The sequence below is a fragment of the Coprococcus hominis (ex Arizal et al. 2022) genome (genome assembly GCF_040094675.1).
Taxonomy (GTDB): Bacteria; Bacillota; Clostridia; order Lachnospirales; family Lachnospiraceae; genus Coprococcus_C; species Coprococcus_C hominis.
On sequence record NZ_JBBNHG010000038.1, the window covers coordinates 63,473 to 75,568 of the forward strand.

The window sequence follows — 12,096 nt, forward strand, 5'->3', positions numbered from 1 at the left end:
TCCTCCTTATAATTATATTAGCCACTATAACCGAAGGGAAAATTTTTTGCTTTCAAAAATCTGCTGTTTTTCTGTTTATTTTAATACATCCGTAATAGAAACACCCGTTAATTTCTTACAAGTGTATGCAAGATGTGCCGAACTTGAGAAACCGCTTTCCTGCGCTGCCCAGGTAATTTTACTACCCGTGCTTATCAATCTGTATGCATATTCCATTCTGCGCATCAGAATATAACTTTTTAGCGAAATTCCCGCTTCTTCCTTGAATAAATGCGTCAACCTGCTTTCAGAAAGGAAAACTTTCTCCGCAATCTGCTTAACACTGTAACTTAACCATTCCCCAGAAATAACTTTGCTGATTATCAGTTCAATCCTTTCATCTCTTACGTTGTTTTTTCCTGTTGAAATACCCATGGCAAGAAACATATTTTCAACGATGCGTATAATTTCATTCTCCGGCAAATTTTGAATATCTTCTGATATCTCTGCAATTTCATCCGAAACATTGCAGTAGGAACCACCTTTTATATATTGCTCACGAATCTGTTCCGCAATAATGCTTGTGGGATCAATCAGCAGAAAAAAAGCGCAATTGTTTCCTGCTTCAACTGCATGCCTGACTCTTGAATCAAGCAGAATAATATTTCCCCATATATTTTCTTTACCCACTGTAATTCTGCAGCTCTTTTTCCCTGCAAACAAATGCAGAAATGGACGTTTATGAATGTCCGTCTTATAATATGATGGTATAATAACAATATATGAACTTTGAAAAATAAGACTACTCATTTTTTCGTCCTCATACTCCCTGCCCATCTGTCCAAACTTTCTATTGCGGTACGCTAATTAAAGCTCTGCAATTTTTGTCTCGATACGTGGGCAAAACTCTATTATCGGTTCAGCAGATACCTGACTGCGTATTCTAACTCAACATCTCTTTCAAACACGATTTTACCTTTTTCCATGGCTTCTCTATCATAATTATCAATAGAGAAAATGGTCTTTGCATTTTCACCGGTTATCGGAATTGCAACATCAAGAGGGATTTTGTTTTCCCGGGTATGATCCGTGTCAATGAAAGGCTCCCCATCCTCGGAAAGGCTCAAAAACACCGGATAGTTCACACAGATATGATCTGTAAGATAAATATACCCTCCATTATTCTGATTGACACCACTGCTCGCAGTAATTCCCATCAAGGTCACATTCGGACAGTCTCCGAGGAATTTCGCCATTCCGTCGCCTGCGCTCATACAATTGGAATTGACCAGCACGACAACCGGAATATCCGCATATCTTCCATCCGGAAATATATATTGGCTCTCCACAACATGATATCCCTGTGCATCCTCATATCCAAATGAAACCATATGAGACTTTTTATCAGTGAAAAGTGAAGCAAGCGCACCTGCTACGGAATCGTAACCGCCTCCGTTATTGCGAATATCTATTATAAGATATTTCATGCCCTTATTCTCCAGATTCTCAATTAAATCTGCATAGTATTCTGTAAGTTCAGGATAATAGCCCTTTTTCATTGCAGAAATATTATCCCCCAACGCATCATAGCTTTCACTTGTTATTTGAAGATACCCGCATCTGTCATCGAGCATACAGGAATAAAAGTTTTGGTAATCGTCATCGTCATGCAATAAGCATTTTATAGCTACTGATAATCTATCCTCATAATTGCCTGTTTTCTGAACCGAAATACTCCGTTCGTCTCCGTTATCATCAAGGAATGTAATGGAAACACTCTCTCCTCCCTTTCCGGCAAGGAAAATAGGTCGGAAGATATCTTCATTTTCCTCTACCGGAAATGATAATCCGGGATAGATACATTCTACATCCTCAACGGCTTCATTGATGTCCCGGTTGTCCCATGAAATAATCGTCGTTCCATCGTGAATACCTTTTGTGGCTGCCTCACATCCGGGCTCAACCAAAACAGCAATTACACTGCCATCGTCAATGCGGATCATGGACAGACCATAATCGTTTCCGGAAAGGTACTCACACGTAGCGAATCTTGTGTCATCTGTAAGATATGGTCCAACATGCGAATCATAGAAATAATATGTAACCTCAGTAACGATTGCCGAATAAGCTGCTTCATCCCTGTTTCTTTCAGCCTCCTCAACCCTTGGCAGGTATGTCTCAAGCAACTCATCATAGTCGATCTCTTTCCATGAGTTAAGACAGTATTCCTGTTCCATTGTTTTCAGCATTTTCTTAAAGCTCTCTGTATAACTGTATCGGGTATAATTGTGTACCATTGGCGCAGAGATGGAATTAAGTATAAAAACAAAGCATAATACTGCTGATGACAGACAAACCATAACCGATCTGATCACGCGGATGAAGACTGATTTAATGTTAAAAATAAATAGTACGGGAATAAGTGCCTCCAGATAAAAAAGCTTAAAATGACGAATGAAAAGATTCCCATAAATACCCCAGTGTACGAATGCAGCTATAGCAGGCAAAATACAAAGAATGCGGGGTACAAGATACTTTTCTCTTCGTCTAAGAGCAGGGCATATGACAGCCAATACAACGGAATATGCGAATATACCAAGTGCAATTATGCAGTTTCCGGTTTTCAATGTCAAATAAAAAAGATACATCCGCTTCCTCCTTACGTGGAACAACTCTACGTCCTTACCAGATCCCTGCCAAATCCTACAACGAAATTCTCATATTATGATACTTGGCTGCAACATCATCAAAACCAACAGATCTGTATAAGGAATATCCATCCTCTGTTGCCTTTAATTCAATAATGCTCACATTTTCTGCTTTTGCGTCCTCCAACATCATATTCATTAATTTCTTAGCATATCCTTTTTTCCTATACTCTGGCTTCGTATAAACATTCAAAACAGTCCCCGTCTTCCCAGTAATAAATGATGGGCTCATAGGTTTTTCCACGATCAACAAGAATGCACAGGAAACGATATCCTTCTCATTGCGTGCAACATAGACCATCAGATCCTTATTAAGGTGTTTTTCATAATAACCTGGCAATAATGACTCTATCAATTTTAAATCCGCAGCCTCAATTTCTCCTAAATCCTCTTGCAAATATGCGATTCTAAGTTCTGTCAACATACCTGTATCTTGAGCAGTTGCTTTTTCAAATGTCATTGTCATTCCTCCGAATGCTTTTCTCTTTCCTCAGCATTTTTCATAAATTTCATAAACAAGTCCTCCGCTGCTTTTGAAATTTTGCTTTCTTCTTTAAGCATTCGGATTATTTCTTTCACCATATTCAGGTTTCGCTTTCTCACATAGCTTTACAATTTCTTCAATTTCCTTTTTGTAACTATTGTTTTCTGGTACTTTTCTCACTTTGTATCCTCCTTCATACAACATAGCATTCACTTCTCATGCATTACAGAAAACGATATTTTCCTTTTCCATGCCCTTGAACTTTCTCGATTATATTATTTCTTAGCAGGAGTTGTAGCACTTCTGAAGCCCGTGTTGACTTTAATCCTGTAACCGATTCTACAACTGTACGTCCAAAAAATGTTTCTTTACCACAATACTGATATAATGCTAAAATATTACTGCGCGTTTTGCTATTTATCGCTTCATCAATATTCGCTATCTTTATTGCAATGTCCGCTTTTTCTTCCCCAATGTCCGCTTTTCCTTCTGCAAATATATGAATCTGCCACAGTCTGGATACAAATACTGCCAAATGATGAATGATCTGATCCATATTCAGGTTTTTATAACTGAATTTTTTCTCTTCAGAAAAATCATACTCCAAAGTCGCACGCAATTCTGATGCACTTCCATACATCACCGTTGCGCCATTTAGTACCCATTCTTTCTTCGTGATATTATAATCCCGAATCCTTCCTGCATGGCTGTAAATACCCGTAAACAGTTTTCTATGAATTGAAATGTATTCATTTGGTGTAAAACTAAATGCCTTTTCAGATACAATTTTGACTATTCGCAATGATACCTTATCTGCTTCCTCTGCTCTGTCTGTCGCATCTGACTTCGGATTTTCCTCATAATAGCTATTTAATAATTCTCCTGCTTCATCAATCGAGATATCACCCTCAATATTCTTGATTGCTGTATCAATCAGGTATTTGGATGGTCGAAGCCCATCTACAGCTTGCAGTCCTATTGCGGTATGCCACGCATATCCCTTGTCTCTTTTTTCAGGCTCTGTTTCCTTTATATATTCCTTGAATGGATCCTGTTCCATACAATACTTCTCCTTTTCCCAAAATCATAACTTTCTAAAAACACTTATCCAGAATATCCGCATCCAGTCCTTTTCGCCCGGTAATCGCCCCAATCACAAAATACAGGACTGCACCGACAAGAAGTCCCCATACAACGGCGTTGATTCCTCCGACATGGATGTTGTATGTGGCGAAAATGTAAGTCGCAACCGCGCCGATACTGCTGCATACTGCCGCCTGTTTTGTTCCCTTTTTCCAGAACAAACCACCGACAAGCGGCCAGAAGAAGGTACATTCCAAACCACCAAACGCAAACATATTTAACAAGAAGATGATATCCGGCGGATCGATTGTCAGAACCATCACAACTGCGCCAAGCACCATCGTAAGAATAGTGCTCACAAGCTTTACATGCTTCTGATAAGATTCATTTTTCACCGGATCATCCTTCACCACATAGTTCTTCCATAAATCCTTGACGATTGCCGCGGTCGCAAGAATCAGAAGGGAATCTGCGGTCGACATAACAGCTGCCATCGGTGCAGCAAGGAAGATTGCTGCAACTCCCGGCGGCATGATCTTCTGCACGATATATGGGATAAAATAATCGGACGTCGGAAGGTTGTCTGTATCGACCAGCGCGCCTGCCCATGTTCCAGCCAGATGCATGCCAATGATTACAAAGCTGCATGTCAGCACACCAATCCACATCGCTTTGTGCATACTCTTGGTATCCTTAAATCCCATCGCACGCACGGCTGTCTGCGGAAGTCCCAATGTTCCGAATCCAACCAGAATCCAATAACTAAGCAAACCTCCCGGCGTATATTTCGAGAAGATATCGTCGTACACGTCCGGCAGATTTGCAGCCAGTCCCGCATCGATTGATGCAAGCCCGCCGCCCTCTTTTAAGACGAAAAATATAAACAGGAATGTTCCAATACACATAACGATTCCCTGTATCGTATCCGTAATCACAACCGCACTGAATCCGCCGATCGCCGTATACAGAATCACGACCGTTCCAAAGATCAACAACGATGTCACATGATCGAGTCCTGTTATGGATGCGATCAGCGTCGCGCCACCTGTGAACTGACTGATCATCTGTGCAATGAAAAATGCAATCAGTCCAAGGCTTGTAAATATCACAAGCACATCGCTTTTGTATCGTGCCTTGAAATAACCGACAACCGTAACCGCACCAGCTCTACGGGATACAAGTGCCAGTTTATTTCCAAGCACGCCAAGCACCAGAAATGTAACCGGCACCTGAATTGCGGCGATCCACGCCTGTGCATATCCATAGGTAAGTCCAGCCGCTCCCGGACCAGAAATAAAGGAACTGGCAGATGTATATGTCGCCATAATCGTCATCGCAAGCACAATACCGTTCATATTTCTTCCGCCGATAAAATACTTGTTCTCTTCAGATGTATGCAAACTTTTCTCTGCCTTTTTACTGTACGCAAAACTCACTACAACATTGAATAAAAGATATCCTAGAAACACGGATAAAATGATAATCTGATTACTGCTCATCTTCTGCATCCTCCTCATACGAAAAATCTACAAACACGAATCTGAGCAACCAGAATACCCCTATGATTGCAATCACAACTGTCCCTAACACAGAAACCACAAACCACGCCGGCATATGGAACAACGTCCAATCCACCGAGTTCAACAAGAACGCCGTCAGCACATGCCACAAAAAGCAGATTCCGACAACGATCAGTGTGGCTCTGATTTCTTTTACACACTGCTTATGTTTCTCTTCCTTCGTTAATTTCTTCATTCTCCACGCTCCCTCTCTTCCGATCTCATATATAAAAGCGGGTACGGATTTCCTTCCTCATCCAGATCCGTTCTTTTATACGTCGCAAATCCCAGATGCTCGTAAAATCCTACCGCGTCCGGATTTTGTTCATATTCCAGTCCGAACACACACATCTGTACCGGCCCATAATAGGATACCAGCTTCACGCTTCGTTCAAATGTGCGCCGCATGATCGAATCGAAAATATACATACCTGGGAATTTTTGTGCCTCACCTTTTAATATCCTTGCTTTTTCTCTCGCTTTTTCTTTTTTTCAGATGTTCTTTCAACAAAAAGACCGGCAAGTATGTAAGACTAAAATCAAGCAGTGCAATAAGCATCAACCATTTATTCGGTGAGAAAAAACCTGCCAGCAAGAAGAATACGAAAGGAACTCCCGGCACTCCGGAAACATGACATCCTAATCCTGATACTCTAGCTGAAAATAATCCATATACGCCTTAAATCTGTCTTGTGCGGTCAAACATGTATCTATCAAATACCCCCGCTCATTCTTCCACTCTTTCAATCCCCGATAATAAAATTCCTTGATATCATCCTCAATGATAAAAGGTGTAATTCCATTACGAAGACATTCTTTGAACATGATCAATCTGCCAACACGTCCATTTCCATCCTGAAACGGATGAATTTTTTCAAACATATAATGAAATTCTATAATATCTTCCAATGTTTTTGCAGAATCGGCATTATACTGTTTTAATAATTGTCTCATTTCTTTTGCAACCTGCTCCGGTTTCGTCGTCACACTCCCACCAACTTCATTTGCAAATCTTTTATAATCACCAACCGCAAACCATGATTTGCGACTATCCGATGTGCCCGATTTCAAAATAGCATGAAGCTGCTTAATAAAGGCTTCACTTAACTTATAATGCGCCTGTTCGATAATCAGATCTATACATGTAAAATGATTTGCCGTCTCTACGATATCATCAACATTTACGGTACCATCCTGTATCCCAATTGTGTTCGTTTCAAAGATATATCTTGTTTGATCGTGCGTAAGTCTGCTTCCCTCTATATGATTTGAATTATATGTTAATTCAATCTGTATCTTATGATATATTCCACCCGAAATACCCGATTCTTTTTCCATTCTCAAACGTGACAGTAAATCTGTTTCTATCTTCTCTGTCCGTTTCTTCCTCTGTGGCTTTACTGCATCTTCCGGTATATCCCACGTTTTCCCGTCTAAAACAGCTCCCGGTATTCTTCCATTTGTGCAATAATTTCTCACACTTCTCTCTGATATATTCCATTTTGTAGCAGCTTCTTTTACGCCAATATATCTCATACATACCTCCATAAAACAAACGTTTATCGGAATAATTATAGCATTATCGGCAATTTATCTCAATGATATTGGCCTTGATTTTCAATTTTATTTTGCCGATAGCTCCTCTGCATTTTTCCGCAACCACTTATAATCCGATTGCTTCGCCCGCTCCAGATACGCTTCTAATCTCGGTGAGTTGAGCTTCGCCAATACATGCAACGCCATGATTTTTTGATATTCATCTTCCGAAGAACCCGCCGGATATTTCCCACAATCCCAAAATTCAAACGCATAGCGTTCCGCACATTCCGGCTTTAATTCCACCATCGTCCAAAGTGCCATTCTGGAAGTATATTCATACTCCGATTTAATAAATGAAAATATAAGTTCCAGATCACAACCCTCGCAATCTCCAAGATGCTTCGCAAACTGCCACTCTGCATTCACATATTTTGATCCAATGCTCTTTTTTGCAAGCAATTCAAACCAGTCCCTGCGCAACACCAGTTTCTCTTCTACAAGCTCCTCACACTCATTATCTCTGGCTATTACAAACAGCAATGCATGGATCCGCCCATTTTGTGAACTTTTTAATTTCTCGATATAGTTTTTCTTTATGATTCATAATTTCCTAATTCCACCGTATTATCCGCCATTTTTAATTCAGACGCAGCCACTTGTGCATTCTCCCTCTGCGCCTTATCCATATATTTTGTTGTCGTCACCGCCAGATTACTCACGAGCGCACAGACGATTGCCCAGAAGATTGCAAATACAATTATATTCTCAAGATTCAGACGCTCTTTGCGCGTTTTGTCACATTCCACATCATCCCGGTACTTCTCTGTATTTCTCTGCCGCCACATAATTACCGCAAGAATAAGCCAGACGATATCCAGAACCAGACACACAGTGAACAGAAATGTACAGATATCTTTCATAAAATGCCATTTGATCAGATACATCACATCCACCACCAGAAACAGGACAAAGAATGCGAAATACATCCACATCCCAATCCGGCTGTGCTTTGCAAAAAGCGATCTTCCTGCCTCGCGCGTCTTCGGAAGATTGTTCAGATTATTCCCATATATTTTTTTATTATCCGGGATTTCGTAGCCGTAGGCCCGCAGACGGATAAAATAAAATTTCGCAGAGAGAAGGACTACATAACATGGAACCCCCACAAGCACGCTTGCATAGATTGTCATGATATAGAAAAACTCTGTACCATCAATTTCAAGAAACGAAAAGACTACACCAATTACAAAAAGAACCGTACATATAAGCGCACAGCATTTTGCAGTTTTTGCAATTATTCGATCGAATTTAATTTTCATATCCCTCCGCCTTTCTTTGCTGACACCGTTATAAGCTGTGCCCCATTATCCAAGTTAATTCGCGTCTTCCATTTCACGTTCAAACGTCTCTCGCTTGACACTTCCACTTCTGGCGTTCATCACGCGCACACAAAGCTTCTTTTCATTTTTCCATGTCGCATATACACCGATTGGCTCATGGCAGCCCGCTTCCATCTCACGGACAACCGCACGCTCGGCACGCAGGCAGCCCTCTGTCTCCACATCGCTGATTGTCTCTGCCATATGATACGGAAGAGTCCCCTCACACGCTTCCATCGCAATAATCCCCTGTCCGGCTGCCGGAAGCATCACATCCACATCGAGATATTCATAGACAAGATCCGGTTCCTTCTCGATACCTAACCGTTCGATTCCCGCCGCCGCAAGGATGATTGCATCGTACATACCATCCCGCAATTTCTGTATCCGCGTCGTGACATTCCCGCGCAGCTCCATACACTCTGCCTGTGGATATATCTCTTTAATCTGGCAACGTCTGCGCAGACTTCCGGTTCCCACGGTAAATGCATCCTTCGACCGGATATCCGTATCCACACGATAGATCAGCACATCCTGCACGCAGGCACGCGGCAGAACGCCCGCGATGCCAAGTCCCTTCTTGCATGGATTCGGCATATCCTTCGCACTGTGTACCGCCAGATCGATCGTACCGTCCAGCAAGGCTTCCTCGATTTCCTCTACGAACACCGCCTTGCCACCAAAGGAGCTGATTGCCGCATCTTTCTGCTTGTCCCCCTTCGTTGTCACGATCACTTTCTCAAACTGCACATCCGGGTAATTCTTCTTTAATTGTTCGATCACCATATCTGTCTGAATCTGCGCAAGTCTGCTTCCCCGCGTCCCGATCCGGATTCTCTGTTCCTGCATTTTTGCCTCCACAATTGCTGCAAATCTTCGTTTTCTTGCCCGTTCATCCGGCTCCTCTGCCAGAATTTTCTCCCGGATAGCTCCAAGCTCATCCGCGATCTGACCATAGTCTGTCCGAAGTGTCTGCCGGATATCCTTCTTGATCTTAGATGCAAGCATCGGACTGTTGCCTCCGGTCGACACCGAAACAACGACCTCCCCCTGCTTGATGATTGCCGGGAAATAAAAATCACAATCCTTCTTCACATCGACCACATTTACCAATATATGCTTACTTCTGCAAAGCTCCGCATACTGCGAATTAAGCTCCGCATCATCTGTCGCCATGATTACAACGTCCATGCCGGAAATGTCTGCCTCTGTGACTTCCCGCTTCCACACCCGGATTCGTTCCGGCTTTTTCTGGCAATTACCATCAATATTTTCTACTATGCCTGCTGTTTCATCTATTCGTTCCGTATCTGCGATAGCCAGCAGTTCCGCGCAGATCTCCGGTGCTACCACCGTTACACATGCGCCAAACTCACACATCTGTGCCGCCTTCCGCGCTGCAACTGCACCGCCGCCTACGATCAGACATTGTTTATCATCGAGTTGTATCATGAATGGAAAATACGCCATCTTCTATCCCCTTTAATACGTGATTTAAGTCCTGTGCATCCAGAACGTCTTTCAACTGGTACAAAAGCCACATCGCGGATTTCTCGCCAAGCTTCTCCGTGATGTCCTTCCTCGTCCCGACAAATGCACGAAATGCAAGCAGCTTCTGCATCTCGTCCACATGTTCTTCAATCAGTAATTCAATCTTCTTTGCCTCGGAAAGTTTCTTTCGGTTATTTTCCGTCGCAAGCGACTTGATATAGTCGAGATCTTTCACGACGCAGCTGGAAAGTCTTCCGATCTCTGCATCAATATCCCGTGGAATCGCAAGGTCTAAGAACAACTGTGGTTTCGTTTCCTTCCGTACTTCCGCTACCTTATCTGCAAGAAATGTATAATGCGGACTGTCCGTCACACTAATAATCACATCCGCCCAGTTTAGATATTCATACCGTTGGTCGTAATGCACCCATTGCACCCGCTCATGCGAGAAGATTTTCTGCAATGCCTGCTTATGCTTCCGGCTCGTCCCGACGATCTGTACCTGCGTATCCGCATCGAGCAGATCCCGCATCACGATGCTTCCCATCTGCCCGGCAGCTCCGATGATGAGGATATGTTTTCCCGCACCAGACTCCAACGCCGCCGTACATGCAAGTGTTCCGACGGATACCGGAAGATGCGTCATCTGTGAAGTCTCAGCCACTTCCTTGGCAAGCCGCAGTGCCCCTTGAAATACCATATTCATTTCCGCATCGGTCTGCCCGCGCTCTTTCGCCGCAAGATACGCCTGCTTGACCTGTCTTATAATTTCAACCTCTCCAAGCACAGCAGAATCCAGTCCACAGACTACGCGGCACAGATGTGTCAGGCAGCTTCGACCTTCATACCGCATAGCCGCACCTTTCAACGCCTCGACCGGGAATTTCTTTGTATCCGCAAACTGCTGTTCCAGCCACACAAAATCCGTGTCTGTGCCACTCATATAGATCTCGCTTCGATTACATGTCATAAGTAAAACCAACCCGGCTTCCGGATATGCCTTTGCCACGGCACCTGCCAGTTTTATCTGTTCCTCATCATTGCAGGCAAAGCACTCCCGCTTCGCCGCTGTTAAATTCTTATGTGTGATACTGATGCATATCATATGTGCTTCTTCCTGTTAACTGTTTTTATTCATATACATACTACATATTATAATTGACATTCTTCTTTCATTCAACCTTAGAAATTGCTCTTGCTTCCGGTTCTGGGTCTTCTGCTTGGTTTTCTATCTCCGAAACCCACGTCGTGGTTTTTTCAGCCCGTTTCCCGCTCGCTACGCCCACATCCTGCTCCACTTCTACGATTTAGTTTCCGGTTCTGGGTTTTCTGCCGGCTTTTCTGTCTCCCGAACCCAACTCGTGGGTTTTTCAGCCAGTTTCCCGCTCGCTACGCCCACATCCTGTCAGCTCACCACGCAGAAACGGCAGGAATCCCCTTCCTGCCGCTCAAATAATCTTATTCGATTACAAGTTCTTCCCTGGTCACATTTTTTTCCTCGTCAATATTGAATGCGTTCAATACCGGGTTCTCTAAATCCATCAAAGAAAGGATCAGATAATTCACCTTGGAATCATATGCCAGACGCTTGTCCTCCTCGGACGGGCGTGATGGGGATTCCGGATGAGAATGGAAGTTGCCAAGAAGCTGGTATCCATTTGCGCGCATATCCTTGACTGCGGTAAGCTGCTCCTTTGGGTCCATCGAGAAATGCTCGTTGCTCGCATCGATATTCGTGAGCAGATATACCTTCTTGATGTATCTCTTTCCATCTTCAACGACACCGCCGATCAATCCACAGGATTCATTCGGCAGCCCCTTCTTGCAATGCTCCAGAATCTTCTCATAATCTGCTTTTGTCATCACTAACATGG

General features: G+C 43.0%; 13 protein-coding genes. All 13 read right to left on the reverse strand.

The window, feature by feature from the left end:
• Window positions 1–75: 75 nt before the first annotated feature.
• The 13 genes from AAAT93_RS11600 to AAAT93_RS11660 all read right to left on the reverse strand — a co-directional run bounded on the left by AAAT93_RS11600 (window position 76) and on the right by AAAT93_RS11660 (window position 12,094).
• The gene (locus AAAT93_RS11600; RefSeq protein WP_227573434.1) at window positions 76–789 is read right to left on the reverse strand and encodes a helix-turn-helix transcriptional regulator; all 714 of its coding nucleotides are present in this window, start codon (window positions 787–789) and stop codon (window positions 76–78) included.
• Between the two features lie 101 nt (window positions 790–890).
• Window positions 891–2,228, reverse strand: a complete 1,338-nt coding sequence (locus AAAT93_RS11605; RefSeq protein ID WP_227573435.1) for a S41 family peptidase — start codon at window positions 2,226–2,228, stop codon at window positions 891–893.
• Window positions 2,229–2,682: 454 nt separating this feature from the next.
• The gene (locus tag AAAT93_RS11610) at window positions 2,683–3,147 is read right to left on the reverse strand and encodes a GNAT family N-acetyltransferase (protein ID WP_227573436.1); all 465 of its coding nucleotides are present in this window, start codon (window positions 3,145–3,147) and stop codon (window positions 2,683–2,685) included.
• 247 nt (window positions 3,148–3,394) lie between these two features.
• The gene (locus AAAT93_RS11615; protein WP_227573437.1) at window positions 3,395–4,231 is read right to left on the reverse strand and encodes an antitoxin VbhA family protein; all 837 of its coding nucleotides are present in this window, start codon (window positions 4,229–4,231) and stop codon (window positions 3,395–3,397) included.
• Window positions 4,232–4,265: 34 nt separating this feature from the next.
• Complete coding sequence (gene panF, locus AAAT93_RS11620) at window positions 4,266–5,753, reverse strand: sodium/pantothenate symporter (protein WP_021984366.1); 1,488 nt, start codon at window positions 5,751–5,753, stop codon at window positions 4,266–4,268.
• Entirely contained in the window at window positions 5,743–6,009 is a 267-nt protein-coding gene (locus tag AAAT93_RS11625; protein WP_021984367.1) for a YhdT family protein, read from the reverse strand. The genes panF and AAAT93_RS11625 overlap by 11 nt, the downstream gene beginning before the upstream one ends.
• Window positions 6,006–6,242 carry a hypothetical protein gene (locus tag AAAT93_RS11630; protein ID WP_227573438.1) on the reverse strand — a complete coding sequence of 79 codons (237 nt, stop codon included), beginning with the start codon at window positions 6,240–6,242 and terminating at the stop codon, window positions 6,006–6,008. Before AAAT93_RS11630 ends, AAAT93_RS11625 begins: the two co-directional genes overlap by 4 nt.
• 210 nt (window positions 6,243–6,452) lie before the next feature.
• Complete coding sequence (locus AAAT93_RS11635) at window positions 6,453–7,349, reverse strand: Fic family protein (protein ID WP_196021269.1); 897 nt, start codon at window positions 7,347–7,349, stop codon at window positions 6,453–6,455.
• Window positions 7,350–7,436: 87 nt separating this feature from the next.
• Complete coding sequence (locus AAAT93_RS11640) at window positions 7,437–7,892, reverse strand: hypothetical protein (protein WP_227573439.1); 456 nt, start codon at window positions 7,890–7,892, stop codon at window positions 7,437–7,439.
• 53 nt (window positions 7,893–7,945) lie between these two features.
• A complete protein-coding gene (locus AAAT93_RS11645; RefSeq protein WP_196021265.1) occupies window positions 7,946–8,671 on the reverse strand; it encodes a hypothetical protein in 726 nt (241 codons plus the stop codon).
• A gap of 54 nt (window positions 8,672–8,725) precedes the next feature.
• The gene (hemC, locus tag AAAT93_RS11650) at window positions 8,726–10,183 is read right to left on the reverse strand and encodes a hydroxymethylbilane synthase (RefSeq protein ID WP_227573440.1); all 1,458 of its coding nucleotides are present in this window, start codon (window positions 10,181–10,183) and stop codon (window positions 8,726–8,728) included.
• Window positions 10,167–11,327 carry a glutamyl-tRNA reductase gene (gene hemA, locus AAAT93_RS11655; RefSeq protein ID WP_227573441.1) on the reverse strand — a complete coding sequence of 387 codons (1,161 nt, stop codon included), beginning with the start codon at window positions 11,325–11,327 and terminating at the stop codon, window positions 10,167–10,169. Before hemA ends, hemC begins: the two co-directional genes overlap by 17 nt.
• A gap of 353 nt (window positions 11,328–11,680) precedes the next feature.
• Window positions 11,681–12,094: a M67 family metallopeptidase gene (locus tag AAAT93_RS11660; protein WP_118671337.1), complete on the reverse strand. Its 414-nt coding sequence runs from the start codon at window positions 12,092–12,094 to the stop codon at window positions 11,681–11,683.
• Window positions 12,095–12,096: the final 2 nt, after the last annotated feature.